The following is a 26168-nucleotide window of genomic DNA, read 5'->3' on the forward strand; positions in this document are numbered from 1 at the left end:
CCCGTGCCGGACGTCGTCGACCCACCCGAAGCAGGCCTGGCACAGCGGGGCGCCGGACATCTGACGGTCAGGGGTGAAGGGGTGCACGACGGGGGTGCCGGCGAGCCAGCCGACGGTGCCGGTCACCACTCGGGTCTTCGGTGATCGTGTTCGGACAGCGGTCATGCCGCCTTGGGTCCTTCCGTGGGGGATGGAGGGGTGGGGCCCCAGCCGGCCGGCACCGGTCATCTGCCGGCTGGGGCCCCGGGTCACCGGGAAGCTCCGGCGAGCTGCCGCTCCTCGATGGCGCGGCGCCACGCCTCGGTCAGTTCGATGCGGCCCGGGTCGCCGGGGGGCACCTCGAAGCCCATGGCGGTCGCCTCGTCGTACGAGATCGGGACCAGCCAGAAGTCCCCGACGGTCTGGCCGAGGACGCAGGAGAGCGGGTCCTCGATGTCCAGGACGTCGAGGTCGATTCGGTCGGGCCAGCCGGGGTGGTTCTGGTCGAGCCAGGCCAGGCCGGCGGTGACCTTGGCCTCCGCCTCGTCGACGGCCGGCGCGGTCATGCCGCGTCGTCCCCGTCGGGCTCGGCCCCGGGCAGGAACGCCACCCCGGCCGGCGCCCGGCCGGCCCGCTCCCGCTCCGCCTCGGCCGCCTTCGCCTCGGCCCGCTCGGCCATGAGCTCGTCGGCGGAGGCCTCCGGCACCTGACGCTCGTCGTCCGGTGCGACGTCGAACAACGTCGGGTCGCCTTCCAGCGACTTCCCGGTACGGTCCTCGTACTCCTCGGCCAGCATCTGCCGCACCTGGTCCGCCCGCTCACCCTCCACCGGCTCGATGTGGATGATCTCGGCCGTCGGGATCTTCACGCCCTCGGTGACCTCGTCCGACACCCGCTTGATGTCGTACGCGATCAGCGCGTACCGGGTGCCGCGCGGCTGCGCGATCAACTGTTCCTCGATCCGGTCGAGGCCGTTGAACTCCCGGTTAGCCCGGGTCAACTGGGCCGCGATCTTCACTGCCACTTCTGGCTCCTCAGTGGTGGGGTTGGTGGTCACGGCATCTGCCGTGACCGGATCAGGGGCCGGGTCGATCGGGTCGACCCGGCGGCCGGGCAGCAGGCCCCGCGCTGGCAGCTCCAGCACCGGCCGGGCCGCCGCCTGGTCGTAGGCGGCGACCAGGCGGCTGGCCCCGGCTGCGTCACCGGCAGCAGCCAGCATTCGGGTGATTCGGCTCGACCCGAACCGCTCGGTCAGCCGTCGGGTCGGCACCCGGGACGCGATCAGGGCGAGCACGTTCCGGTCGGCCCGGGTCAGCGTCAGGGGTGGGAGACGGTCAGTAGAGTCCTCGGGCTCCGGCAGGGTCACCTCGTACAGGCCCATCTCGATGGACTCGCGGGTCAGGTGGGCGAGGATCTCCGCCTGGCTGGACGGGGTGGCGCTCATACCGGCACCACCGGTCCGGCCTCGGTGGCCAGGGTCGGCCACTTCACGTTGCCGAGGGCTCGCCGCTGGTGAGCGGTCACGGTGGCCAGCGGCTGCCCGTACGCGGCCTGGGCGAGCGTCAGCAGCGCCACGGCGTCGGCCTGGTCGTGGCCGTCGATGTGGAGCAGCCGCCCGTAGGTGGCGGTGATCGCCTCCTGGACCTGCTTCTTGTTGGCGGAGCCCTTCCCGGTGGCCCACGTCTTCACCTCCGGCGGGTGCACGTCGACGTAGGTGAGGCCCTGGTGGTGAAGCCAGTGCTTCACCACGCCGTGGAGCTCGGCGAGGCGAAGCGAGGTCGCCCCCTTGCCGTCAAAGAGCGGCAGCCACTCGATGACCACCAAGTCCGGCCGGCACTTCACAGCGGCGGCGACGTCCCGGAGCACCGCGTTGACCCGGACGTGGTCCATGTCGGTCGCGCCATGGGCGGTCCGGGCGGTGTGCACGGTCCGGGCGAGGAGGCCGGCCTCGCCGTGGTGGTTGTGGGTGGCGGCGACCCCGGTGGCGGCCAGGGACAGGTCCAGGGCGACCAGGCGCAGCGCGGTCACGACTCACCGCCGGGCGGTTCCTGCTGCTTGACGTACCGCTCCAGGGCGTCGATCGCCCGAGCCGCCTGCGACTTCGACAGCTGGGCCGTGGACTCGATCGGCGTGCCGACGACCTCGGAGATGTACAGCAGGGCCTGGTCCCGGTCGGACATGCCGGCCTCACGAAGGCAGGCGTGCAGCTTCCGCGACTGTGGCTCCGAGATGCCGCCGGCGCCCGGCCGCTGCTGCTCGCCCGGCAGTGGGGGGCCACCTGCCTGCCGGCCGGGCTGCTGAGCCCGCTGGGCGATCGGCTGGTCGCCGTCCTCCGTCGCCTGCCGGCGCGGCTGGGCGCGCTGGGCGTACCGACCGGAGGCGGTCTGCCCGTCGTCGTCCTCGTCCTCGGCGGCCACCCCGGTCAAGGCCAGCAGCACGTACCGGCGGGCGTAGGTGATCGCCGACCCCATCTGCATCGGGTTCTCGCTGAGCTTGAGGGGGTAGTCGCCGACCTCTGCCGTGCCGGAGGCCACGTGCCGCAGCTCGTAGGACAAGACGAACCGGGGCTCGGCCTCACGGAGGGTGGGCTTGGTCTTGTAGACCACCCCCAGGCCGTTGAGCTTGGCCAGCACGACCGCGTTGACCTGGACCAGGTCGGCGTACTTCGTCTTCTGGTTGCCGACCTGACCCTTCTTGTCCTTCACCAGGGTCGGCAGGTCGGCCTGGAGGACGATCAGCGCCTCGTCGAGGGTCTTCGGGGCGGCCATCAGAACGGTGCCCCAACCGGATCGGCCGGCTCGTCGGCGACCGTGGCCAGCACGTACCGGGAGGCGGTCGGCGGTTCGATCGGGTCACCGACCAGGTCCCGGGCGCCCTGGTCGAAGATCCCGACCTCACGCACGTACAGGAACTGCCGGTGCTGCTCCGGCCCGGCCGCCACCGGCACCAGCGAGTACCCGTCCGGGCGGATCCACAAGGCCCCGGTCCACGTCACCTCCGGCATCGGGAAGGCGCTGCCCGGGTCGTCCGGGTCGGGCTGCAGGAAGTCGGCGTACCGGTACCCGGCCTGCTGCAACGCCGTCTCGCCGAAGATGCCGCTGCGGTTGGTCTTCGCGTCGATCAGGACGTCGCACACGAACCCGTCGTCGTCCCGGGGCAGGTCGTCGTACTCGGGCATGTCCGGCAGCAGGATGTCGCCGAAGATGTCGAAGGTCCCGCAGTACCGGTGCTCCTCGGAGTAGACCAGGCCCTCGACGTAGCGGGCGCGGAGCTGGAACTCGTCCATGAACCGGACGTAGCTGTCGACGTAGGGGCGCAGCAGGTCGGGGACGACCACCTGCTCCCCCCGGATCAGCCGCTCGCCCATCTTGTGGACCTGGGTGCCGCGGTTGGCCGCCGCGTCCTTGGCGGCGTACCGGCCGCCCTTGAGCTTGGTCAGCCGGGCGGACGGGGCGAGGGCGCCCAGCTCGTCCCAGTGGTCGATGGCGTACTCGGCGGTGGCGTTCGCCGACCAGTTGATGAGGGCCTTCTTGGGTAGGCCCTGGTCGAGGATGGTGGTGACGCCGGGGACGCGCTCTCCGCTGTCGGCGTCGACGTACCAGTGGTTGCGGCCGTTGCTCTTCTTGACGATCTTCACTGCCGGTGCTCGCTTCGGTCGGGGGTGGAAACGGCCCAGGGCCGCCCGGCAGGGGTGTCCTGTCGAGCGGCCTCCGGGGTGGTGCTGCTGGTCATCGGCCCGCCACGCATGCCTCGGTGCACCGGTCGTGCGTCTGGTCCCCGGCCGGGCACTGGCCGTTGTTGCAGTCGTCGCCGCAGCCCTCGGGCATGTATCCGTGGGGCAGCGCGTCCGGCCCGTGGTCGGGTCGGCCGGGCAGGGCGTCGACGGCGGCCATGAGGGCAGACCTGGCCCGCTCGTGGTGGCCGGGGGTGTTGCCCGACCAGCGCCACACCTTCGCCGCGTTGACGACTGCCCGGTCGGCGGTCGGCAGTTCCGTCGCGGCCTGGTCGAGCGCGTGGGTCATGCCCGCCCGGTACGCCGACGACAGCTCGACCGGCAGGATCCGGGCAGCGACGAGGATGTCCACCGCCTGGACGACCGAGCACGCCGGGTGCGTGTCCGACACCCAGAAGCCGAGCATCGTGCGCCACGCGACGGTGATCGACTGGTCGGACCAGGTGATGGTGTGGGTGGACTCTCCGGCGAGGGCCGCGTCGGCCCAGCCGATCCACGCCGACGGGTACCACCCGTGTGCGCGGGCCCACCGGTGGACGGCGACGAGCAGTTCGCGGTCGGTCAGGTCGACGGTGTCGGTCACTGCGCCACCGCCAGCTCGGCGTCCAGCGCGTCCGCGATCAGCGCGGGGATCAGGTCCCCGAGGCTGGCCAGCGGCGCGTCGAGCTCGTCGACGGTCGGGGTCACGATCAGCTCGGTGGGCGCGTCGACGGCGGCCACGACGGGCAGTTCCTGGGTGCCTTCGGTCAGGGCCTCGGCCTCGACCGGCAGGTCATCCTCCGGCCGGGCGGCGGGCGGCCGGAGCGCCCACAGTGCTGCGCCCAGCGGCGGCAGCTCCACGATCGACACCGCGCTCACCGGCCGATGCCTTCCTTGACAGCGGCGGCGATCAGCTCGGAGGCCTTCGCCCGCACCGCCTCGACGACCTTCGCCTTCTCGGCGGCCAAGGCCTCGCTCAGCTCCGCCCGGATGACCTTGTTGACGTTGTCCTTGACGAGGGCCTCGATCCACGTGCCCTTGTCGCGGTTGTAGTTGTCGGCCGGCTTGCGGAGCAGCTTCTCGACCTCGTCGATGATCAGCGCCCGGAGGGTCGTCGGTTCCCCGACCGGCTCCCCCCAGCCGTTGGTCTTGCGGACGCCCTGCTGGATGGCCTCGGTGACGATCGGGGCGAGCTGGGCGTGGATCTCCTCGACGCGCAGCTCGGCGACCTGCTTGCGCAGGGTGCTGTGCTCGGTGCTGTCGCGCAGGTCGACGACGATCTTCCGGACGACTTCGTCGCCGAGGGTGCGGGGCACCTCCTCCTCGGCGTGGCTGTCCCAGCGGGTGCCGCCGATCTCGGCGGTCAGGTCGATGGGCTCGACGTTGACGGTGATCTCCATCAGAACTCCTTGTTGCGGGTGCGGAGGAACGCCTCGGCCTCGTCGCCCAGGCGGGCGGCGCGGGAGGGCAGAGCAGTGGGGGTGTCGTCCCGGTGCAGGGGGGCGACGAGCAGGGCGTGGATGGTGAGGCCGGCGAGAATCAGGAGGGCTCCGCCGATGAGGGCCTGCCACGGGGCGTCGATGACGACGACGGTGAGGTTCACGCGGCGCACCCGCACCCGGCCCCGGGCGGGACGGGCGCCCCCGCACCCGTCCCGCCCTTCCCCCCGACCGGTACGGCGTCGCGCACCCGACGCCGCCCGGACGCCTCACCCGGCAGCCCGCCCCGCTTGACCCGGTACATGGCCTGATCGGCGCGGTGGAGAGTCCCCGGCAGGTCCGCCGGGTCGACCTCGACCACGCCGGCTGAGCCGGTGATCGTGGTCGGGCCGCCCGGCAGGACCATCTGCCACGACCAGGCCGGGCCGGCCGGCGGCAGGTCCCGGCCGATGACCGCGAACTCGTCACCGCCGAGCCGGGCGACCGCGCCGAGGTGGCACATCTCGGCGGCGACGGCGATGAGGACCTGGTCGCCGACGGAGTGGTCGTACCAGTCGTTGATTTCCTTGAAGCCGTCCAGGTCGACGACGGCGAGCGAGCGGCGGTGGTCGTCCAGGTCGGCGAACCGCTCGGCCAGGCCGAGCCGGTTGAGGACCCCGGTGAGCGGGTCCGTGGTGGCGAGCCTCCGCCACCGGGCGACATCCGCCTCCAAGGCGGCGATGCGCTGGGCCAGGTCCACGGCGATCACGCCCCGACCGGGGTGCTGTCGGGCACGACCACGCCCCGGTACGACATCAGCGCGTCGTAGTCGTCAACCCTCTGACGGCTGACGTAGAACACCTCGTAGGTGAGCCCGCCGAACTTCCGCGTGGTGTTGGCGCTGCCGTTGTCGGAGACCACCTCGGTGCCGAGCAGCTCGGCAGCGCGGGCCACCTCAGCCTGCCCGGCCGCGTCGTCGTCGAGCAGCACGCAGCGCGTGATCTTCGCCCCGGGCAGAGGCAGTTCGGGGTTGGCCTCCAGGGCGGCGGCCAGCTCCCGGAGGCCGGCGATCAGCGCGGCCCGCTCGTCTGCGGCGCTCACCGGTCACCGCCGGTCGGCGCGGTGGCGTCGGTGGCGGTGGTCGGCCACTCCGACTCCGGCAGCTCAGTCATCGACTCCAGCAGCCCCAGGGCGTCGAAGCGCCTCCAGTCGTACTGGTCACACCAGGCCGTGCCGAACGTGGCGATCATCTGCGCCCTCGCCGACCGGTAGGTGCCGCCGATCCGTACGAACCGGCCGTCGAACCGCTGGCCCGACCCGAAGGTGAACAGCCATTCCTGCACCGGCTCGGGCTCGGGCTCGTCCGCGTCCGTCGGAGGGCAGATGAGGTGCAGCTCCACCGACGCCACGTCCTGGCCCCCGATGTCGACCACCGCGGCCCGGTGGATCCGTCCGCCCCGGCGCTCCTCCCGCACCCTGCCGCCGAAGGCCTCCGCCCACTGCTGCAGCTCGGCCACCGAGCCGAGGCCGATCTGGAGAACCGTCTGGTACGCCGGCACGGGCAGGTTGGCGTTGTGGATGGTGCGGACCACCCGGCCGAGGGCCTGGTCGACGATGTCGCGGCGGGCCGCCTCGACCGCCCGCTCGATGTTGGCCGCCGAGGCCATCTGGACGGGTGCACTGGCCTTGACCCGGAGGATCCACGGCCCGTCGGACCCGAGGCCGACCGGGTGCATGGTGGCAGCTACGGCCCGGTCGCCGTCGGCGTCCTGGTAGTCGTAGATGCCGACGACGCGGTGCACGCCGTGGCTGTTCAGGGTGTGGTCGCCTGCGTGGAGGTCTCGGGCGGGCTTGTACTCTTCGGTCATCGACCTTGGCTCCTTCGGGAGTTGGGTGAGGTCGGTACGCGCGGGCCGCCTTGTCGGAGGTGGCCCGCGTCTTGCTTGTCCCGGCAGGCCGGGGCGTTCGTCAGGCCGCCTGCTCCTCGCTGGGCATGGCCGGGCCATCTGGCGGAACGGGGTTTGTCCGGCCAGGACCGGAACCGGCCCCGCCTCCGGGGCCCGTGCCGCCGGATCCGCCGCCCGGGTGCGTCATGCCGCGCTCACCTTTTCCGGCTCAGCGTCGGGCAGGCTGTCCACGAACTCCGCGAGCGCGTCGGCGGGGATGAGCCGGCGACCATCGAGGCGCTTCGTGCGGATGCGGCCGTCGCGGATGAGCAGCCAGACCTTCCGGGGCGTGACCCCGAGCCGGTAGGCGGCGTCGTTGACCGGGTACAGGTCCCGGGTCCGAGTGTCACCGCCGTTCTCAGTATCGGGAATCATTGGGAAATCCTTTCTCGTGTTCGAGAAAGACGTTACCTGGGATGGCCGGATTCTCGACACCGGGAATGACTCATACTTTCGGCCAGTTCTTGATGATCTCGTGACCATCTATGGTCAAGCTATGCAGAAGAATTCAGTCCTGCTTGGTGGCCACATCCCAGACCGTCCACTTCGCAGGGTTTCCCACCCTCGACATCGTCGAGATCGGGAATTCTCTCGCAACCGGGACAGCCTTCCCGACCACGGGAAATACCGTCTGCGCATGTCAGAGTCTTCCCAGGTCAGAGCCGCAAAGTTCGGCGGCTTCGTCGACCGCGTGCTCCGCGAGGCACGCCAACGAGGCATGACTGTCGAGGACATCGCCAAGGCCACCGGGGTTAGCTCGGCGACCCTCTACCGATGGCGTAACGGCGACTGGACGAAGGACCCCCGGGGTAGCCAGGTCCGAGGCTTCTGCGCCGGGCTCGGCGCGCCCCTGGCGGTGGCGTACCGACTCCTCGGGTGGTCGGAGGACGGGGAACCTCGCCCGTCGGAACCGCTGGACCTGGAGCCCGACATGCAGGAGGTCGCCCGCCGCCTACGCGACCCCAACGTGCCCGAGGTCGAGAAGCTGGAAATCCGGGCGATGATCCGCTACCTAGCCCGCCGCCGCGGTGAGCCCGGCGAGGGCGGCGAGGGCGAAGCGGGCTGATGGACACTGCGACCTGGCGGGAGATACCGGTAACGCTTGGCCCCGACGGCCTCTACCACGCGAAGGTGACCGTCGGGCACAAACCCAACGGGCAGCTCGACCGCCGCCACCGGTCCGGGAAGACCGAAGCCGTAGTACGCGGCAAGCTGCGGAAACTCCTCAAGGAAGTCGACGCCGGCCGCAAGCCACGCATCGGCCGGGTCCCCACGGTCGAGGCGTGGTTCACGACCTGGCTGACCGACATCGCCCCCTACGGGTCGAAGCAGCTCGCCCGGCGCAGCCTCGACGACTACTGGTCCCGCTGCCGCAACTGGGTCTTCCCGCACCTCGGCGGCATCCTGATCGACGCCCTGGAGACCGAGGACCTCGACCGGCTCTACAAGGCGATGTACTCCAAGAAGCCGAAGCCCTGCTCCGAGGGGCACGTCCTGAAGACCCACGCGGTGATCCGTCGTGGCCTGGAGATTGCGCTGCGCCGTGGCCGGGTCACCCGCAACGTGGCCAAGCTGATGGACCCGCCCGGCGCTCCGGCCGTCGCCCGGGAGTCCCTGTCTCGCGACGAGGCACGCGCTGTGCTGGAGGCGGCTCGGGGGCGGCGCAACGGGGCCCGCTGGTACGTGGGGCTCGCCATCGGCCCTCGCCAAGGCGAGACGCTCGGCCTGCGCTGGCCGGACCTGGACCTTGACGGTGAGGTGGTGACGATCCAGTGGCAGCTGCAGCGGCTCACCTGGCGGCACGGCTGCGACGACCCGCACGCCTGCGGGGCACGGCCACGGCCGAAGAACCCGAAGGGGCTGCACCGGTTTGAGCCGTGCCCGCAGGACTGCAAGCGGCACAAGGGGGTGCGCGGGTGTCCGCCGCCGTGCCCGGGTGACTGTGAGGGGCACGCGTCGACGTGCCCGCAGAAGCAGGAAGGCGGACTGGTGATCACCCGGCCGAAGGGCTGGCGTCGGCGCCCCCGGCCGCGTGTCGTCGCGCTACCGCCTGGTGTGGCCCAGATGCTGCGCGAGCACCAGGAGGCGCAGAAGGTGGAGATGCGCGAGGCTGGCAAGTGGTGGAAGAAGGACGACTTCGTGTTCTGCCACCGCGACGGGCGGCCGATCGATCCTCGGGTGGACTGGGGCGAGTGGAAGGACATTCTGCGGGAGGCCGGTGTGCCGGATGCCCGGGTGCACGTGATGCGTCACTCTGCGGCCACGGCTCTACTGGAGCTGGGTGTTGATCTGTCCATCGTGCAGGAGGTGCTCGGGCACGCGGACTCCCGGACGACCCGGGGCTACCAGGATGTCGGGGTAGAGCTGACGCGCCGGGCGGCCGCCGCGATGGAGGCCGGGATGTTCGGGAAGCCGCCGGACTCCGGCCCGCCGAAGGGTCCGAAGCTGGCGAGTGTCACTGATCTTGTCACCGAACGCCGCCGCCGCCGATCTTCCTGATAGGCACCGGCCGATCAACGTACATAGAAACGCCCTGGTCACTTCGATGACCAGGGCGTTTCTATGTACCGAGCCGCCTGACGGAATCGAACCGTCGACCTACGCATTACGAGTGCGTCGCTCTAGCCGACTGAGCTAAGGCGGCAACGGTCGCCAAGTCTACGCCACACAGCGCCCGAGGCCGAAGGGGATCCCCCACGGGTCGGGTCGATCGGTCGGCTCGGCGCGCCGTGGGTCGTCGGCTGGACAGCGGTTCCCAGCGGATCGCACTACGCTGCGCCGGGTGAGCGACGATTCCACCCCCGCCGTCGACCCCACCTCCCCCGTCGACCCCGCCAGGCCGACCGAGCCTGCCAGGTCGATCGGACCCGCCGGGTCGACCGAGCCGAGCGAACCCGTCAGGCCGACCGAGCCGGTCGAGTCCGCCGGGTCGACCGATCCGGATGATCCGGAGGCCAGTGAGGCGGCCGGGGGGCGGGCGGCGCGTCGACCGCGCAGCACTGATCCTCGGGAGCTGGGGTTCACCCCGCGCAAGCCGGTGCCGTGGCTCGCGCCGCTGCTGCTGATCAGCACCGGGCTGCGTACGCTGCTGGCGATGTTGTTCGGGGCTTACCTGGACAAACGGGAGTTGCAGCGGGCCTTCGCGGACGAGGTCCCCCGGCAGGTGGGGGCCGACGGCGGGCTCTGGATCGACTTCGTCGCCGACCTGGGCGACGGGTTCAACGCGACGTACTCGGTGGCGTACCTGCTGGCCCAGCCGGAGCTGACAGTCGACGGGCACCGGCTGCCCCGGGCGCAGACCCTGGTGATGGGTGGGGACCAGGTGTACCCGTCGGCGGCGTACGAGGCGTACGAGGACCGGTGCAAGGGGCCGTACCAGGCGGCGTTGCCGGTCACCCCGGCGGAGCGGCCGACCCTCTTCGCGATCCCCGGCAACCACGACTGGTACGACGGGTTGACCGCCTTCCTGCGGCTGTTCGTCCGGACCCGGGACCGGCACTTCGGGGGGTGGGCCACCGGGCAGACCCGGTCGTACTTCGCCACCGAGCTACCTGCTGACTGGTGGCTGCTGGGCCTCGACGACCAGTCGGGGTCGTACCTCGACGATCCGCAGCTCACCTACTTCCACCAGGTCGCCCAGCGGCTCGGCCCGCAGTCCCGGGTGATCCTGGCCGTTCCGGCCCCGACGTGGGTGAAGGCCGCCGGCGACCCCGAGGCGTACGACTCGATCGACTACTTCATCCGTACCGTGGTGGCACCGACCGGTGCCCGGGTGAAGGTGATCATCACCGGGGACCTGCACCACTACGCCAGGTACTCCGCCCCGGACCGGCAGTTGATCACCTGTGGTGGCGGGGGCGCGTACCTCTACCCCACGCACAAGCTGCCCGAGCGGATCGAGGTCCCGCCCCGCGACACCATGTCCCGGCGGGCCAGCAAAACCAGGGAGTACGAGTTGGCCGGCCGGTTCCCGGCCGCCGACCGGTCCCGCCGGTACGGGTGGGGGGTCTTCGCCCGGCTGCCCCGACGGAACCCCGGTTTCGCCACCCTCCTCGGGCTCCTGCAAACATTGTTGATGCTGGCGATGGCCGGGGTCTCGACCCAGGAGATGAACACCACCGACCAGCGGCTGTTCAGCGTCCCCCTGGTGGTGATGGTGGTGGTGACACTGCTCGGGGCGGGATTCTTCGCCAAGCCCCCCACCGCCAGTGGCAGCCGACAGGTCAGACACTGGGTCCTCGGGGTCGGCCACGGGCTGGCCCACGTCGGGTTGGCAGTCGTCGGCACCTGGGCGTGGCTGCACCTGCCGGTGCACGACTGGGTGTGGCCGTTGCCGGCGGTCGTCGCCGCCGTCGCGTACGGGCCGGTCGCCGGACTGGTCGCCACCCAGGTCGTGGCCGCGTACCTCCTTGTCGCCTCGACGTTCGGGGTGAACCTCAACGAGCTGTTCGCCGCGCAGGGGATCGAGGACGCCAAGTCGTTCGTCCGGATGCGGATCGACCCGGACGGCACCCTGACCCTCTATCCGATCGCCGTGGACCGGGTGGCCCGACGTTGGCGGGTCAACCCGGACTCCGACCCGGAGTCGTCGTGGCTGGTTCCGGCCGGGTCGCTGCGGGCCCGGCTGGCCGAACCGCCGGTCGTCGTTCGTCCCGCGCCCGCCACCACCGCCCCCCACCAGCGAGGCGGTCAGGACTCCGCGCGCGGGGACGCCACCACCTGACGGCTCAACCGACGCCGGGCGGAGCCGTCGGTTACCGGGCGACCGGTCGAGGGGCGGACTGGTCGGTCACCGGGCGGTCGACCGGTCGAGGGGCGGACTGGTCGGTCACCGGGCGGTCGCCCGGTCGAGGGGCGGACTGGTCGCGGCTGTCGTGGGCGCGGCGGGGGCCGCAGACGTCGGCGCGGGAGCACACGGAGCGGGACCCGTCGGCGTCGAGGCGTACCGTCACGGCGTCGCGGGGAACGCTGTGGCCGACCACCTTGCCGTCTCCCTGGGCGGTGGTGACCCGGGTGCCGACCGGCGGGGCGGACTCCTGGAACTTCTGGTACAGCGGATGCTCGAACTTGAGGCAGCACATCAGTCGGCCGCACGCTCCGGAGATGCGCAACGGGTTCAGCGGAAGGTCCTGGTCCTTGGCCATCCGGATGGTCACCGGCTCGAAGTCGGTGAGGAAGGTGGCGCAGCACAGGTCCCGGCCGCAGGAGCCGATTCCGCCCTGCACCCGCGCCGAGTCCCGGGCGGAGAGCTGACGCAGCTCCACCCGGCAGTGCAGGGTGGCGCCCAGGTCCCGGACCAGGGACCGGAAGTCCACCCGGTGCGGGGCGGTGAAGAAGACTGTGGTCCGGTCGCTGTTGCCCTCGCCGACGGCGAAGACGTGGTCGACAGCCACCACCTTCATCGGCAGACCGTGCTCACGGATCAGACGCTTCGCGGCGACCTTCGCCTCGGCCTTGCGCCGCCGCAACGTCTCGTCCCGGCGCAGGTCGCCCTCCCCGGCCATCCCGGCCAGTTTCGGGAACCCGTCGGTGTCGTCGGTGACCCACTGCGCGGCCCAGACGCACTCGGCCACCTCCGGCCCGTCGTCGGTGGGCACCAGGACCTTGTCCCCCACCTGGGGGTGCAGGTCACCGGGGTCGAGATAGTAGAGACGCCCGTACCGGTTGAAGCTGACCGCACAGAGCATGCCCATGAACCCACCCTACGACGCGTCGACGACGACAGGCGGGGCAGCCGTCACCGGCCGGTGACCCACCGCAGTGCCCGCCACGTTCACCAGCCCACCCTCGTCGGGGCGTCGAACCGCACCGGACGCTGCGGGGGTTGCCGCCACGGAGCCGGGCCGAGGCTGGGCGACCACTCACGCAGCAGGGTCTCCGCCCCGTCGTAGGCCACCGAGAGCACCGCCAGGACCCGCCGGGCGATCTCCGCCGCCTCCCCGACCCCGACCCCGTCGGCGGCCGGTTCCCGGCCGGGAGAGGTCGCCGCCACCACCGCCACCGCCTCCGCCGAACCCAACACGTCGGCGAGGGTCCGGGCCACCGCCACCCGACTGCGGTCCACCCAGTCGGCGAGGGCGTCGGCGTACCCGGCTGTCGACTCCAGCCGCCCCACCAGGCTGTCCGGCCCCTCGTCGAGCTGGTGCAGCAGTGCCGCGCGGCTGCGCCCGTACGCCGAGGCCGCCGGACCGGACCAGGCGACCTGGTCGGAGAGGGTGGCGCAGACCTGGTCGTAGCCCCGGACGAGCTGACGGACGGCGTGTCCGGCGGTGGCCAGCGGGGCCGGGTGCAGACCGAGGAAGCTGTGCAGGGCCGCCCCGGGGAGCACCTGGAGCCGCCGCAGCAGCGGCCACACCGGGTGGTGCTCCGGCGCACCCCGGGCGAGCAGGGTGTCGACCCGGTCGAGGAGGTCCAGTCCGGGTTCGGCGAGTCGGTCCAGCGCGTCCATCACCACCCCCGGGGCCGGATCGGGTCCGGTGGGGTGTACCGGGCCGACTCCAGGTCGGCGTACCGGCTGGGGGGTTCCGATCCGGTGTGCCGGGCCGGGGCGTCCCGGACGGACTCGGCAGCAGCGGCGTCGGTCTCCGCGTAGCGCCGCGCGGCGTCGCGGACCGCACCGGCGGCGGAGGAGAGCCGGGCGGCGGCGGTGCCAGCCTCCCGGGCCCGTTCGTCCGTGGCGGCGGTCCACTGCCGGTGCAGGGCCCGCCCGACCTCCCCGAGCCGCCCCGGCGCGTCGGCACCGAAGGCCGGGTGGGCCGGGTCGGTGGCGGGAACCCGCCGGGCCAGGTCGTTCAGGGTGTCGCCGGCCTCGTCGAGGCGGGCGGCCAGGTCGCGTAGCGGATCCATCTCAGGCCCCCGCGAGCGGCCGGTACGCGGTGAAGGTCTCGTTGTGCAGCTTCTCCCGGGCCCACTGGGCGGCGTCCCCGGCGGCGGTGATGGCGGCCTGCACGGAGGCGGCGACGGCGCGCGGGTCACGGGAGTGCAGCGGACCCAGGAACCGGACGTCGGTGATCCGCCCCCCGGCGGTGACCACCACCTCGACCAGCCCGTCCGGCGACCTGACAGTCACCTCGACCGTCGACACCGCCTGGTCGAACTCGGCCTGGAGGGTCTCGATCCGGCGGTAACGCCGCACCGCCTCCTCGATCCAGGCCTCGTCGATCTCCCCCCGCGGCATCGGCGACTCCTCCCCCGGACGCGGCTTCACGCAGCGTGCCACCACCGTCACGGCGGCGTCACCGGGGACCGTACCGCACACCAATCGGGCCTGTCGATGGCTGTGGACGACGCCTCGGGGTCGGTCAGCCCTTCCACAGGGCGAGCATCATCGCCTCCACAGCGATCCGGGGCTTCACGTTGGCAGTGATCGCCCGACGGCATTCGAGCACCGCCTCCAGCCGTCGCAGCGCCCCCTCGGCCGTCCACTTCTGCGCACCGGCCCGGGACAGCTCGGCGGTGTCGGTGTGCACCGGCGCGACGGGTGCCCCCACCGCCGCCGTCACCGCGTCCCGGTAGAAGCCGGCCAGGTCCACCAGGGCCCGGTCCAGGGCGTCCCGCTGCGCCCGGGTGGCCCGGGACTTCTGCCGCTTCTCCAGCTCCTTGATCTGACCGGCGGACCCGCGCGCCGCCCCGGCCGCGCCCCGGCCGGTGCCCCCGGCGCCGAGGGCGGTCTGCAACGCGGCCTTCTCGGCGGCGTCGGTCTCGGCCACCGCCGCCTCCGCCTCCGCCTCGGCGGCCTCGATCAGGGCGGAGGCCGCGTCGAAGGCCGCGCCGACCCCGGTCAGCCGTCGGGGCACCCCCAGGACGGCCGAGCGGCGCTGCTGGGCCTGCGGGTCCCGGGCCAGCCGACGGGCCCGACCGACGTGTCCCTGGGCGGCCGCCGCCGCCCACTGTGCGACGTCGGGGGCGATGCCGTCCCGCCGGACCAGCACCTCGGCCACCGCGCCGGGCGGCGGCTGCCGCAACGGTACGAGGCGACACCGCGACCGGATGGTCACCGAGATGTCCTCCGGGTGGGTGGACGGGGCGCAGAGCAGGAAGACAGTACGCGGTGGTGGTTCCTCGACCGCCTTGAGCAGTGCGTTGCCGGCGGCCTCGGTGAGCCGGTCGGCGTCCTCCACGATCACCACCTGCCAACGGCCCCCGGAAGGGGTGCTGGCGGCCCGCAGGACCAGCGCCCGCATCTCGGTGACACCGATGGAGAGCCCCTCCGGCACCACCAGCCGGACGTCGGCATGGGTACCGGTCAGCGTGGTGTGGCAGCCGGGACACGCTCCGCACCCGGTCCCGTGTACGCACTGGAGGGCGGCGGCGAAGGCGCGGGCGGCCACCGACCGACCCGACCCGGGCGGCCCGGTGAAGATCCAGGCGTGGGTCATCCCCGCCCCGGCCCCGGCGGCGTTGCGGAGCACGTCGGCGGCGGCGGCAGCCGCCCGGCGGAGGGTGTCGACGGCGTCGTCCTGCCCGACCAGCTCGGCGAAGACGTCAGACATCAGGTGGGATGCCTCACCGTCACCAACTCCTCGTCGGATAACTCGGGTCGACCCGGGGTCTGGGGCGGCTCGGACTGGCGCGGCTTCACCAGGTCCCCGGGCTCGACGAGCAGCTCGGCGACGCGCTTGGCGACCAGTTCGGCGATCTCGTCGGTCGGGCGGGCCGCGTCGAGGACGAGATACCGCTTCGGGTCGGTGGCGGCCAGGTCGAGGAAGGCGTACCTGACGCGTTCGTGGAAGGTTACCGACTCGGCCTCCAGCCGGTCGGTGGCCTCGCCCCGGGCGGCGACCCGGGACAGCCCGGTGTTCGGGTCGATGTCCAGCAGGACGACCAGGTCGGGCTTGAGCCCCCCGGTGGCCCAGGAGGAGAGCCAGGAGACCTCGTCCACCGGCAACGTCCGCCCGGCCCCCTGGTACGCCAGGGACGAGTCGACGTACCTGTCGCTGATCACCACCGCACCCCGGACCAGCGCCGGCCGGACCACAGTCGCCACGTGGTGCGCCCGGTCGGCGGCGTAGAGCAGGGCCTCGGTCCGGGGGGACGGCGCCTCGGTGCCGGAGTTCTCCAGCAGGAGGGCGCGGATCCGGACCCCGATCGGGGTGGCCCCGGGCTCACGGGTGACCACCACCTCGCGCTGCTCCTCGCGCAGCCGCTCGGCGAGCCGTTCCAGCTGGGTGGACTTCCCGGCCCCCTCACCCCCCTCGAAGACCACGAAGAGGCCGTTGGAGACGAACGACTCGGCGGGCATCAGCGGCCTGCCCCGGATGGAGCCCCACAGGTCGGCGAGGACCGGGACGCCCTTCTTGTCGTCCATCTGCCCGAAGGCGCTGACCCCGGCGAAGATCCCGGCCGCACCGGCGGCGAGCAGCAGCAGACGGGTCGAGGAGATCGAGATGCCCAGGTCGACGATGTTCAGCTGCCTGGACCCGCCGACACCGGCGAGGAGACTGCTCAGGCCGATCGCCAGGATGAGCACCATCCGGGTGCCGATCTGGACCACCGCGAAGACCCGGCCGCGTACCTCGTCGGCGATCTCCCCGCCGAGCAGTGTGGTGCCGGCGAGGAATGCCATCCCGGCGCCCGCCCCGACCAGGATCGCCCCGACCATCGCCATGGACAGGTGGATGGCGAAGGCCAGCGTCATCACCGACGCGCTGGCCAGCACGATGCTCATGCCGAACCAGCGACGCCGGGACATGTCCCGCACGATCAACGGCCCCAGCCCGATGCCGAGCGCCAACCCGATGAAGATCGACCCGAAGAGCAGGTAGAAGGCGGCGTCACCGGCGCCCAGCGAGTTCGCGAAGAACCGGGCGGTGCCGATCACGATGCCCCCGCCGGCGAACGCGCCGAAGATGCCCAGGACGAGGCCCCGGACCAGGGGGGTCTGGCCGATGAACCGCCAGCCTTCGAGGAACTGCCGGGTCATGCTCTGCTCGTGGCGTTCCTGCCGGCTGGCCCGGGTCTGGCTGATCTCCTTGATCCCGAAGGCCACCACCAGGGCTGTCGCCAGCCGGGAGAAGGCGTTGAACCAGAGGGCCAGCTGCGCGGGCTCCGCCCAGCCGGGCATGTCGCCCCCGGTGACCCCCCGGATGCTGCGGTCCAGGACCGCGATGACCAGCGCGGCGAAGACCGGGGTGAGCCCGTACGTGGTGATCAGGGTGAGCTGGTTGGCGGCTTCGAGTCGGGCCCGGGGAATCAGGTTCGGGACCGCGGCCTCCTTGGCCGGGATCCAGAGCAGGGTGATCGTCTCGATCAGGAAGGTGGCGATGGTGGCCCAGCCGACGACCACCGCCCCGCTTGCCCCGAAGAGGAAGACCAGAGGCATCGAGGCGAACAGGGCGAACCGGAGGACGTCGCAGATGACCATGGTCCATCTGCGGTCGAACCGGTCGGCGAAGACTCCGGCGACCGGGCCGAGGACCAGCGCGGGGAGCAGCCGGACCGCGATGACGGCACCGAACGCGGCACCCTGGGCGGTGCTGCCCTGCACCTGGGAGGCGGCGAAGACCGAGGTGGCGAGCAGGCCCAGCCAGTCACCGAACGAGGCGGCACCGAGCACGATCCACAGCCGCCGGAAGGGCCGGATCCGCAGCACCGACCGGATCGCCGTGTACCCCGAGAGGTCGGCCGGGCCGCCCCCGGGTGCGGCGTCCCCGGCGTTCTCGCCGCCGGGGAAGGGCTTGTCGCCGGTACGGGCGGTGTCGCCGGGTGTGGCGGTGACGTCCGTCGACGGGTCACCGGCGGGTACCGGACCGGCAGCCGACCGGGTCTGATCGTCCTGGCCTGGGCCGTTGGTCCGTGACACGCCGGACGGCTCGCCGTTGCGCTGGCTTTCGATGGCCGTACCTCCGCGTGCCGGCCCATCACTGGGCACCCCGTTCGGACACTCTAGTCCCGGCAGGACGACGACCCGCCGGGACATCGCCTGCTCGCCGAGCCTAGGTGGCCGAGGCCACCGACCGCAGCCCGGTCAGAGGTGAGGCTGTTTCGCATATCGTTCCAGACAGTTAGCGTGCACCAGTGGCCACCGAACGTGACGAACTACGCGATCGACTCGACCGGGCGACCGCCCACCTCGACCCGCCGTACGCCGTGGTCGACCTGACCGCCTTCGATGCCAATGCGACGGCACTCGCCGGTCGGGCCGGAGGGAAGCCACTGCGGCTGGCCAGCAAGTCGGTCCGCAGCCGGGAGCTGACCCGGCGAGCCCTGGACACCCCGGGGTGGCGCGGGATCATGGCGTTCACCCTCGCCGAGGCGATCTGGCTGGCCCGGTCCGAACTGACCGACGACGTCCTGGTGGCGTACCCGACAGTCGGGCGAGGGTCGCTGGGCGAGTTGACAGCCGACGCCGCCCTGGCCGAGACGGTCACCCTGATGGTCGACGACGTCGCCCAGCTCGACCTGGTCGACGACGTCCAACCCGCCGACCGGCGGCCGGAGATCCGGGTCTGCCTGGACCTCGACGCCTCCTGGCGACCCCTGGGCGGGCGGGTGCACGTCGGGGTCCGCCGATCCCCGGTACACACCGCGCAGGCCGCCGCCACCCTCGCCGCCACCGTCGCCGGGCGGCCCGGCTTCCGACTGGTCGGACTGATGGCGTACGAGGCACAGATCGCCGGACTCGGGGACGCGCCACCGGGGCAGGCGACGCTGGGAGCCGCGATCCGGTTCACCCAGCGCCGGTCGTACCGGGAACTGCTGCACCGCCGAAGCGCGGTGGTGGCCGCCGTCCGCGACCTCGCCGACCTGGAACTGGTAAACGGGGGCGGCACCGGAAGCGTGGCGGCGACCAGCGCGGACCCCTCGATCACCGAGATCACCGCCGGTTCCGGCCTGTACGGGCCGACCCTGTTCGACGGCTACCGGGCCTGGCGGCCCACCCCGGCGGCCTTCTTCGCCTGCTCGGTGGTCCGCCGCCCCGACCCGACGGTGGCGACGGTTCTCGGCGGCGGCTGGATCGCCTCCGGTCCGGCGGCGGCGAGTCGACTGCCCACCCCCTGGCTACCGGAGGGACTCACGATGATCGGCGCCGAGGGCGCGGGCGAGGTGCAGACCCCGCTCACCGGGCCCGGGGCAGCCGGACTCCACCTCGGCGACCGGGTCTGGTTCCGCCACGCCAAGGCCGGTGAGCTGTGTGAACGCGTCAACGACCTGCACCTGGTGGACGGCGACGAGGTGGTGGCCACGGTCCCCACCTACCGAGGCGAGGGACGGGCCTTCCTGTGATGCGGCCGGTCGACGTGATGCGGCCGATCGGCGTGATGCGGCCGATCGGCGTGGGCGTCGGTCGGGCCCGCCCCTCGACGAGAAGGGCGGGCCCGGCCGATCGTCGACTGGCTACCGCCGGGTGGGCGCACGCCGTCGGTCGACGGATGCGACCCTCCGGCGGGCGGTCAGCCGGTCTGGGCCACGTCGTGGGCGGGAGCGTCGACCTGCCGGTGCAGGTACTCCCGGATCAACGCCTTGGCCTCCGCCAACACCGCCTCGTCGCCACCCGGCGACCGGCGGAAGGCCAGCTTGATCAGGGCGTCGGCCGCCTCGACTGCGATCTCCAGGATGAACCTCAGCCGAGGTCCGTCGGCGATGCCGAACCGGTCGATCAACACCCGGGCGAGCTGTTCGGCGATCACGCCGTTGTTGTCCCGCTTCTCATCGAGCAGATGCAGGTCGACCACGTCGCCGAAGTGGAGGGTACGGAACCCGGGGACCGTACGGTGCATCGTGATGTACTCGTCGATCCCCGCGTCGACCCCGTCCCACCAGTGGGTGAGGTCGTCGGCGGCGAACCTCTTGTCCAGCCGCTGCAGGTAGGACTCGATCGTCCGCAGCGTCAACGCCTGCACGATCGCCCGTTTGTCCGGGAAGAACTGATACACCGAACCGATCGCCACCTCGGCGCGCTCGGCGAGCAGGGTGGTGGTCAGACCCTCGTACCCCACCTCGTCGACGAGTTCGGCGCAGGCATCCAGCATCCGCTGGACCCGAGCGACGCTTCGACCCTGAACCGGCACCCGGCGCAACGGCCCGGTCGTGGCGGCTGGTGTGGACACTCGGCGCCACCCCCCTTCGACGGATGAACATATCTGAACGTCACGAATACGTGACTACCGGTACTAACGAGCCGACCTCGATTGCGGTATTTACCAGGCACAACGTTCCTGTTACGAATTTGGTTCACATTTACCGGGAGGAGTTCCGATGGCCGGTACCGCCACACCGCCGATCCGCTGGACCAACTGGGCCGGCAACCAGCACTCCCACGCCCCCGTTCTGCGCCCCGCCGACGCCGAGGAGACCGCGGCGGCGATCCGCGACGCGGTCACCCGGGGACAGCGGATCCGACCCGTCGGCAGCGGCCACTCCTTCACCGCACTGGCCTGCACAGACGGGTACCGACTCCAGCTGTCCCGATCCGTAGCGGATGCCACAGTGGACGTCAGACGGCGTCGGGTGACGGTGCCGGGGGAGACGACGCTGCACGACCTCAACGACCTCCTCGCCCGACACGGGCTGGCCCTGCCGAACCTCGGCGACATCGACGCCCAGACCGTCGCCGGGGCCGTCGCCACCGGCACCCACGGCACCGGCGCACACCTGGGCTGCCTCTCCACCACGGTCGTCGCGTTCACCCTGGTCACCGGCGTCGGCGAAATCCTCCGCTGCAACGCCGACGAACACCCCGACATCTTCGCCGCCGCCAGGGTCTCCCTCGGCGCACTGGGGGTCCTGGTCGACGTCACCCTCCAGTGCGTCGACGCCTTCGTCCTGCACGCCCACGAACGCCCCGACTCGCTCACCGCCGTACTCGGACAGGTGTCCACCCTGGTCGAGGCACACGACCACGTCGAGTTCTTCTGGTTCCCCTACACCGACCGGGTGCAGGTCAAGACCAACGACAGGGTGCCCCTCGACGACCGCCCGCTACCCGGGTGGCGACGATGGCTCGACGACGACCTGCTCGCCAACACCCTCTACGGGGGACTCTGCCGGATCGGCCGGGCGCTGCCCACCCTCGCCCCGACCCTCACCACCGTCGCCACCCGGGCCCTCACCGAACGCCACTACACCGGCCGCTCCGACCGGGTCTTCTGCACACCCCGTCGGATCCGGTTCACCGAGATGGAGTACGCCCTCCCGCGCGAGAACCTGCCCGAGGCACTGCACGCCCTCCGGCACATCGTCGACGGCCTCCCGTTCAGGGTGCTCTTCCCGGCCGAGATCCGGTTCACCGCCGCCGACGACATCTGGCTGTCGCACAGCCACGGTCGGGATTCGGCGTACGTGGCGGTTCACCAGTACGCCGGAATGCCGTACGAGCCGTACTTCCGGGCCTTCGAGGCGGTCGCCACCGAACTCGGCGGCCGGCCACACTGGGGCAAACTGCACTGGCGCGACGCCGAGTCACTAGCCCCCGCGTACCCCCGGTTCGCCGACTTCCAGCACCTCCGCGACCGCCTCGACCCCCACCGGGTCTTCGCCAACCCCCACCTGACCACCCTCCTCGGCCCCTGACCCCGCCCGCCGGTTACGGAGATCCGGGAAGGTCCGTAACCCTCCCGCACCTGCCCTCGACAGCGGCCCGGTCCCTCCGCACGTGCCTTCGACCGCAGCCCGGCCATTTGCACTGGTGCCCTCGACTCTGGACGGGCCTCCCGCCGTCAGCCCGGCCACCCGGCCTGCCGCAGCGCCGCCCGCACCTGGTCGACGACCTGACGAGGGTGCACGCGGACGACCCAGGCCGGAAACCGGAGCACCCGGTCACCATCGATCCAGAGATCGTTCTGCCGACGCATGTCCGCCCACGCCGCCTGCGGATCGAGGTGCTGCCCACCGTCGATCTCGACGTGCAACCCCCACCGCTCGAAATAGGCGTCGAGGTACCGACGTCGCCCGGTGGAGTCCCGACGTGCCTGCTGACAGCGCGGCTCCGGCAGACCCGCCCGCCGGACCAGACCGAGGAAGTCCAGCTCCGCCAAGGAGTGCGCCCCACCGGCCGCATCGGTCGCGGTCTCCAGGATCAACCGCCTTCGGCGGACCCGAGGCAGGCGTACGAGCACCCGGTGCACGTCGCCGCCGCCCACCAGACGCTGCTGGAAACCGGCAGCGATCACCGCCCGAGCCCGAGCGGCACTGTCCGCCCACTGGGCGGCGTCGACAAGCGACCGAGCGGGTACGGTCCGACGGGGCCGACCGGCCGCGACGACGTCCTCCCCCGACAGGCAGACCGTACGGTGGACCCGCACCCCCGGTGGCAGCTGACCGACCCTACGCTCGGCAGGCACCAGCACATGGACGACCGGAGACGGGAACCCCCGCAGCCCCCCGTCCTGGGCGGCGGTCAGCCCGCCGAGGACTGCACCCGGACCGGCGGCGAGCACCCCGATCCAACGCCGTTGAGCCGCACCGACCGGACCGCTGTGAGTGACGAAGACAGCCCCGTGCACCCGACGCCACCGGCCGGCGGCAACCCTGTACCGGATCGCCTTACGGGACAGGAAACGGCTCGCCTGGTCGCGGCTGATCACATCCGCCTGACGAAAGAGCAGCTCGTCCAGCTCGCCCACCGCGTCGTCGGCCACCGCCCGCCCCCACGCCCCGGCACCCTGCAACGCCAGGTCCCAGTCACCGACAGCCCGTCCCACCCGAAACGGGTCGCCGCCCGTCGACGCCCCTCGAACTCGTCCGCCGCCCGCCGAGGCCCCCCGAAACTGGCCTCCATCCGTCGATGCTGGCCGAGACTGGTCACTGCCTGTCGCCCCTGCCCGAATCTGGTCGCCGACGGCCGGTGTCGGCTGCTCCTGCTCCTGCTGCTGGTACCTCGCCCTGAACGTCATGGCAGGGACTCTCGCTGAACGGCCCCCTCCTTCGCTGCCCCTGTGGACAGCGCCCGGCGGCCCTGTGGATAACTCCGTTTCAGCAGTAGATCTTGGTAGAAGTCGGCCCCTCCGAGGGCCAACTCTTACCAAGGTCTCGACGCGCAGCGGCAGACGGGCGGCGGCGTCCGACTTGCGGCAGCCGGACGGGGTCAGTCGGTGGAGGTGGGGGCCTTGGCGGGGGCGGCCTTCTTCGCGGCGGGGGCCTTCGATGCGGTCGCCTTGGCGGGAGCCTTCTTCGCCGCAGTCGCCTTGGTCGCCGTGGACTTGGCCGCCGTGGACTTGGCCGCCGTGGACTTGGCCGCCGTGGACTTGGCCGTCGACTTGGTGGTGGTCGACTTGGTGGCCTTCTTCGCCGGTGCCTTCTTCGTGGCCTTCTTCTTCGGGGCCGGTCCCTTCGCCCGCTTCTCGGCGAGCATCTCGGAGGCCTCCTCGATGGTCAGCGCCTCCGGCGTCTGCGCCCGACGCAGGGACGCGTTGGTCTCCCCGTCGGTGACGTACGGGCCGAACCGGCCGTCCTTGATGACCAGTGGCTTCTCGGTGAGGGGGTCCACGCCCATCTCCCGCAGCGGCGGCGCGGCGGCCCGACGCTGACGGGTCTTCGGGGCGGCCAGCAGCGCCAGCGCCTCGTCGAGGGTGACGGTGAACATCTTCTCTTCCGAGTCCAACGACCGGAACTCGTCGCCCTGCTTGACGTAGGGGCCGTACCTGCCGTTGTTGGCGAGCACCTCCGCGCCGTCGGGTGCCACGCCTACCACCCGGGGAAGGGTGAGCAGCTTCAACGCCTGGTCGAAGGTGAGCGAGTCGGGCGACTGGGAGCGCAGCAGGGACGACTTGCGTTCGCCGCTGGAGACGTACGGGCCGAACCGGCCGGACTTGAGCACGATCGGCTCCCCGGTGGCGGGATCGTCGCCGAGCTTGCGCTCGCCGCTGCCGCCGAGGAACAGCTCGTGCACCTTCTCCGGGGTCAGTTCGTCGGGGGCCAGCCCCTCGGGGATCGGTGCCCGGTCGCCGGGGGTACCGCCCTCCTCGCCCTCGGCGGGGGCGGCCGGCTGTGCGCCCGGCACCTCCCGTTGCAGGTACGGGCCGTACCGGCCGACCCGGACCACGACCTCGCGGCCCTCGTCGTCGGTGAAGAGCGGGATCGAGTTGACGCTGCGGGCGTCGATCTCGCTGAGGTTCTCGGTGACCAGCTTCTTCAGCCCACCGGACCGGGCGATGGCCTGGTCACCGGCACCGTTGCTGCTGCCGAAGTAGAACGAGGTGAGGAAGTCGACGGCGGCGTGGTCGCCTCCGGCGATCTCGTCCAGCTCGTTCTCCATGCTGGCGGTGAAGTCGTAGTCGATCAGGCGGGGGTAGTGCTGTTCCATCAGCCCGATCACCGCGAACGCCAGGAACGACGGGATCATCGCCTGACCGCGCTTGACGACGTACCCACGGTCCTGGATGGTCTGCATGATCGAGGCGTACGTGGAGGGGCGGCCGATGCCCAGCTCCTCCAGGGCCTTGACCAGCGACGCCTCCGTGTACCGGGAGGGCGGCTGGGTGTGGTGTTCCTGGGCGGCCAGCTCGTCGGCGGTCAGCGGCTGGTCCTTGACGAGGTTGGGCAGACGACGCTCGGCGTCCTCGGCCTCGGCGTTCTCGTCGTCGCTGGACTCGACGTACGCGCGCAGGAAGCCCGGGTCGGTGATGGTCTTGCCGGTGGCCCCGAAGTCCGCTTCCTCGTCGGCGGAGGAGACCGCCCGGATCCGGACCGAGACGCTGGAGCCGACCGCGTCGGTCATCTGCGAGGCGATGGTCCGCCGCCAGATCAGCTCGTAGAGCTTGAACTCCTCGACCGACAGTTCCTTGGCCACCTCGCCCGGGGTGCGGAAGTTGTCCCCGGCGGGTCGGATCGCCTCGTGCGCCTCCTGGGCGTTCTTGACCTTGCCGGTGTAGCGGCGCGGCTCCGGCGGAACGTTGCGCTCGCCGTACAGCTCGACGATCTGCCGGCGGGCCGCCGCGATGGCGGTCTCCGACAGGTTCACCGAGTCGGTACGCATGTAGGTGATGTAGCCGTTCTCGTAGAGCCGCTGCGCGGTACGCATCGTCTGCTGGGACGAGAACCGCAGCTTGCGGGCCGCCTCCTGCTGGAGGGTGGAGGTGATGAACGGGGCGTACGGGCGACGCCGGTAGGGCTTCTCCTCGACCCGGGTGACGGTGAACGGCCGCCCCTGGAGACGGGCGGCCAGACCCCGGGCACCACCGGCGTCAAGGTGGACCACCCCGGCGCCGGGCTTGACCCGGCCGGTGGTCGGCTCGAAGTCCTTGCCGCTGGCGATCCGGTCGCCGTCGAGCGCGACGAGTGTGGCGTTGAAGGTACGCGGACCGTCGCCGGTGGGGGCGACGGCGAGGGTGGCCAGGATGTCCCAGTACTCGGCGGTGCGGAAGGCCATCCGCTGCCGTTCCCGCTCGACGACGATCCGGGTCGCCACGGACTGCACCCGGCCCGCCGACAGCCTCGGCATGACCTTCTTCCACAGCACCGGGGAGACCTCGTAGCCGTAGAGCCGGTCGAGGATGCGCCGCGCCTCCTGGGCGTCGACGAGGTCCCTGTCGATCTCCCGGGGGTTGGCCACCGCAGCCTGGATCGCCGGCTTGGTGATCTCGTGGAAGACCATCCGCTTGACCGGCACCTTGGGCTTGAGGGTCTCCACCAGGTGCCAGGCGATCGCCTCGCCCTCGCGGTCCTCGTCAGTGGCCAGGAAGATCTCGTCGACCTCCTTGGCCAGCTTGGTCAGCTTGCTGATCTGCTGGCGGCGGTCCGCGGAGACCACGTAGAGCGCGTGGAACCCGTTGTCCACGTCGACCCCGAGCCGGGCCCAGGACTCGCCCTTGTACTTCGCCGGCACGTCGGCTGCGTTGCGGGGCAGGTCGCGGACGTGACCGAAGCTGGCCTCCACGACGTACCCCGGGCCGAGGTAACCCGAGATCGTCTTGGCCTTCGCCGGTGACTCGACGATGACCAGACGGGTGGTCTTGGCGTTGCTCGGCACGTTACTCCCCGACCTCACTCCTGCTCGTGGCCCGCCGGCCGGTCGGCCGTGGACCCGCCTCCGGGCCCCGCCGGCTCCACCGGTCGGCCCGGACGTCCAACGTAACGCGTGGTCCGCTTCTCGGGTTTCGCGGGCGGCGGCGTTCCGCCACTGGCGTGGCGGACGACGCCGGTCACGGGCCGGTCGTCCCGAACGGCGCCACCGTA

24 protein-coding genes, 1 tRNA gene and 3 pseudogenes are annotated in these 26168 nt (G+C 71.8%); 5 read left to right on the forward strand and 23 right to left on the reverse strand.

The features are described 5' to 3' along the window. Nucleotides 1–248: 248 nt before the first annotated feature. The 13 genes from ABT336_RS00360 to ABT336_RS00420 form a co-directional block, all read right to left on the reverse strand. The gene (locus tag ABT336_RS00360; protein WP_350894286.1) at nucleotides 249–545 is read right to left on the reverse strand and encodes a hypothetical protein; all 297 of its coding nucleotides are present in this window, start codon (nucleotides 543–545) and stop codon (nucleotides 249–251) included. Beyond that, the gene (locus ABT336_RS00365; RefSeq protein ID WP_350894287.1) at nucleotides 542–1423 is read right to left on the reverse strand and encodes a hypothetical protein; all 882 of its coding nucleotides are present in this window, start codon (nucleotides 1421–1423) and stop codon (nucleotides 542–544) included. The genes ABT336_RS00360 and ABT336_RS00365 overlap by 4 nt, the downstream gene beginning before the upstream one ends. Next, nucleotides 1420–2007, reverse strand: coding sequence for a crossover junction endodeoxyribonuclease RuvC (locus ABT336_RS00370; protein WP_350894288.1), 588 nt, complete (start codon nucleotides 2005–2007; stop codon nucleotides 1420–1422). Before ABT336_RS00370 ends, ABT336_RS00365 begins: the two co-directional genes overlap by 4 nt. Further along, complete coding sequence (locus ABT336_RS00375) at nucleotides 2004–2747, reverse strand: ERF family protein (protein WP_350894289.1); 744 nt, start codon at nucleotides 2745–2747, stop codon at nucleotides 2004–2006. The genes ABT336_RS00370 and ABT336_RS00375 overlap by 4 nt, the downstream gene beginning before the upstream one ends. Next, entirely contained in the window at nucleotides 2747–3616 is an 870-nt protein-coding gene (locus ABT336_RS00380) for a hypothetical protein (RefSeq protein ID WP_350894290.1), read from the reverse strand. The genes ABT336_RS00375 and ABT336_RS00380 overlap by 1 nt, the downstream gene beginning before the upstream one ends. A gap of 91 nt (nucleotides 3617–3707) precedes the next feature. Then, complete coding sequence (locus ABT336_RS00385) at nucleotides 3708–4295, reverse strand: hypothetical protein (protein WP_350894291.1); 588 nt, start codon at nucleotides 4293–4295, stop codon at nucleotides 3708–3710. Next, complete coding sequence (locus ABT336_RS00390; RefSeq protein ID WP_350894292.1) at nucleotides 4292–4570, reverse strand: hypothetical protein; 279 nt, start codon at nucleotides 4568–4570, stop codon at nucleotides 4292–4294. Before ABT336_RS00390 ends, ABT336_RS00385 begins: the two co-directional genes overlap by 4 nt. Continuing rightward, complete coding sequence (locus tag ABT336_RS00395) at nucleotides 4567–5091, reverse strand: hypothetical protein (protein WP_350894293.1); 525 nt, start codon at nucleotides 5089–5091, stop codon at nucleotides 4567–4569. The genes ABT336_RS00390 and ABT336_RS00395 overlap by 4 nt, the downstream gene beginning before the upstream one ends. After that, nucleotides 5091–5294 carry a hypothetical protein gene (locus ABT336_RS00400; protein WP_350894294.1) on the reverse strand — a complete coding sequence of 68 codons (204 nt, stop codon included), beginning with the start codon at nucleotides 5292–5294 and terminating at the stop codon, nucleotides 5091–5093. The genes ABT336_RS00395 and ABT336_RS00400 overlap by 1 nt, the downstream gene beginning before the upstream one ends. Continuing rightward, a complete protein-coding gene (locus tag ABT336_RS00405; protein ID WP_350894295.1) occupies nucleotides 5291–5878 on the reverse strand; it encodes a GGDEF domain-containing protein in 588 nt (195 codons plus the stop codon). Before ABT336_RS00405 ends, ABT336_RS00400 begins: the two co-directional genes overlap by 4 nt. Continuing rightward, nucleotides 5875–6210 (reverse strand): hypothetical protein, encoded by a 336-nt coding sequence (locus tag ABT336_RS00410; RefSeq protein ID WP_350894296.1) that lies wholly within the window; start codon nucleotides 6208–6210, stop codon nucleotides 5875–5877. The genes ABT336_RS00405 and ABT336_RS00410 overlap by 4 nt, the downstream gene beginning before the upstream one ends. Further along, the gene (locus tag ABT336_RS00415) at nucleotides 6207–6977 is read right to left on the reverse strand and encodes a hypothetical protein (RefSeq protein ID WP_350894297.1); all 771 of its coding nucleotides are present in this window, start codon (nucleotides 6975–6977) and stop codon (nucleotides 6207–6209) included. Before ABT336_RS00415 ends, ABT336_RS00410 begins: the two co-directional genes overlap by 4 nt. Nucleotides 6978–7199: 222 nt before the next feature. Then, nucleotides 7200–7430 (reverse strand): helix-turn-helix domain-containing protein, encoded by a 231-nt coding sequence (locus ABT336_RS00420; RefSeq protein WP_350894298.1) that lies wholly within the window; start codon nucleotides 7428–7430, stop codon nucleotides 7200–7202. 262 nt (nucleotides 7431–7692) lie between these two features. Here ABT336_RS00420 and ABT336_RS00425 point away from each other — a divergent pair, with 262 nt between their 5' ends. Together ABT336_RS00425 and ABT336_RS00430 are read left to right on the forward strand one after the other, a co-directional pair. Further along, nucleotides 7693–8121, forward strand: coding sequence for a helix-turn-helix domain-containing protein (locus ABT336_RS00425; protein WP_350894299.1), 429 nt, complete (start codon nucleotides 7693–7695; stop codon nucleotides 8119–8121). Continuing rightward, nucleotides 8121–9554, forward strand: a complete 1434-nt coding sequence (locus ABT336_RS00430) for a tyrosine-type recombinase/integrase (RefSeq protein WP_350894300.1) — start codon at nucleotides 8121–8123, stop codon at nucleotides 9552–9554. The genes ABT336_RS00425 and ABT336_RS00430 overlap by 1 nt, the downstream gene beginning before the upstream one ends. Before the next feature lie 71 nt (nucleotides 9555–9625). Here the strand turns inward: ABT336_RS00430 and ABT336_RS00435 are convergent. Next, a tRNA-Thr gene (locus tag ABT336_RS00435) sits at nucleotides 9626–9699 on the reverse strand. A gap of 216 nt (nucleotides 9700–9915) precedes the next feature. Between ABT336_RS00435 and ABT336_RS00440 the strand changes: the two are divergent. Further along, a pseudogene (locus ABT336_RS00440) lies at nucleotides 9916–11706 on the forward strand (metallophosphoesterase family protein); the annotation flags it as partial. Between the two features lie 205 nt (nucleotides 11707–11911). On the opposite strand, the pseudogene ABT336_RS00445 reads toward ABT336_RS00440, so the two are convergent. The 6 genes and pseudogenes from ABT336_RS00445 to tmk all read right to left on the reverse strand — a co-directional run. Beyond that, nucleotides 11912–12748: pseudogene (locus ABT336_RS00445) on the reverse strand (PSP1 domain-containing protein); the annotation flags it as partial. A gap of 80 nt (nucleotides 12749–12828) precedes the next feature. Further along, on the reverse strand, nucleotides 12829–13503 hold the full coding sequence (locus tag ABT336_RS00450; protein WP_350894301.1) for a hypothetical protein: 675 nt from the start codon (nucleotides 13501–13503) through the stop codon (nucleotides 12829–12831). A 119-nt stretch (nucleotides 13504–13622) separates the two neighbouring features. Then, nucleotides 13623–13901 (reverse strand): annotated as a pseudogene (locus ABT336_RS00455) (hypothetical protein); the annotation flags it as partial. A gap of 1 nt (nucleotide 13902) precedes the next feature. Beyond that, nucleotides 13903–14232 carry a YbaB/EbfC family nucleoid-associated protein gene (locus tag ABT336_RS00460; protein WP_350894302.1) on the reverse strand — a complete coding sequence of 110 codons (330 nt, stop codon included), beginning with the start codon at nucleotides 14230–14232 and terminating at the stop codon, nucleotides 13903–13905. A gap of 124 nt (nucleotides 14233–14356) precedes the next feature. Next, complete coding sequence (locus tag ABT336_RS00465) at nucleotides 14357–15547, reverse strand: DNA polymerase III subunit delta' (protein ID WP_350894303.1); 1191 nt, start codon at nucleotides 15545–15547, stop codon at nucleotides 14357–14359. Next, the gene (tmk, locus tag ABT336_RS00470; protein ID WP_350894390.1) at nucleotides 15547–17646 is read right to left on the reverse strand and encodes a dTMP kinase; all 2100 of its coding nucleotides are present in this window, start codon (nucleotides 17644–17646) and stop codon (nucleotides 15547–15549) included. The genes ABT336_RS00465 and tmk overlap by 1 nt, the downstream gene beginning before the upstream one ends. A gap of 425 nt (nucleotides 17647–18071) precedes the next feature. Between tmk and ABT336_RS00475 the strand changes: the two genes are divergently transcribed. Then, nucleotides 18072–19280 carry an amino acid deaminase/aldolase gene (locus tag ABT336_RS00475; protein WP_350894304.1) on the forward strand — a complete coding sequence of 403 codons (1209 nt, stop codon included), beginning with the start codon at nucleotides 18072–18074 and terminating at the stop codon, nucleotides 19278–19280. Nucleotides 19281–19447: 167 nt separating this feature from the next. Here ABT336_RS00475 and ABT336_RS00480 read toward each other — a convergent pair whose 3' ends face one another. Next, nucleotides 19448–20026: a TetR/AcrR family transcriptional regulator gene (locus ABT336_RS00480; RefSeq protein WP_350894305.1), complete on the reverse strand. Its 579-nt coding sequence runs from the start codon at nucleotides 20024–20026 to the stop codon at nucleotides 19448–19450. 226 nt (nucleotides 20027–20252) lie between these two features. On the opposite strand from ABT336_RS00480, the gene ABT336_RS00485 reads away from it, so the two are divergent. Then, nucleotides 20253–21566: a D-arabinono-1,4-lactone oxidase gene (locus ABT336_RS00485; RefSeq protein ID WP_350894306.1), complete on the forward strand. Its 1314-nt coding sequence runs from the start codon at nucleotides 20253–20255 to the stop codon at nucleotides 21564–21566. Between the two features lie 146 nt (nucleotides 21567–21712). Here the strand turns inward: ABT336_RS00485 and ABT336_RS00490 are convergent, their stop codons facing one another. Both ABT336_RS00490 and topA read right to left on the reverse strand, forming a co-directional pair. Next, nucleotides 21713–22696, reverse strand: coding sequence for a DUF559 domain-containing protein (locus ABT336_RS00490; protein ID WP_350894307.1), 984 nt, complete (start codon nucleotides 22694–22696; stop codon nucleotides 21713–21715). A 383-nt stretch (nucleotides 22697–23079) separates the two neighbouring features. After that, complete coding sequence (gene topA / locus ABT336_RS00495) at nucleotides 23080–25962, reverse strand: type I DNA topoisomerase (RefSeq protein ID WP_350894308.1); 2883 nt, start codon at nucleotides 25960–25962, stop codon at nucleotides 23080–23082. Between the last annotated feature and the right edge of the window lie 206 nt (nucleotides 25963–26168).

This window comes from Micromonospora sp. NPDC000207 (assembly GCF_040300925.1).
Taxonomy (GTDB): Bacteria; Actinomycetota; Actinomycetes; order Mycobacteriales; family Micromonosporaceae; genus Micromonospora.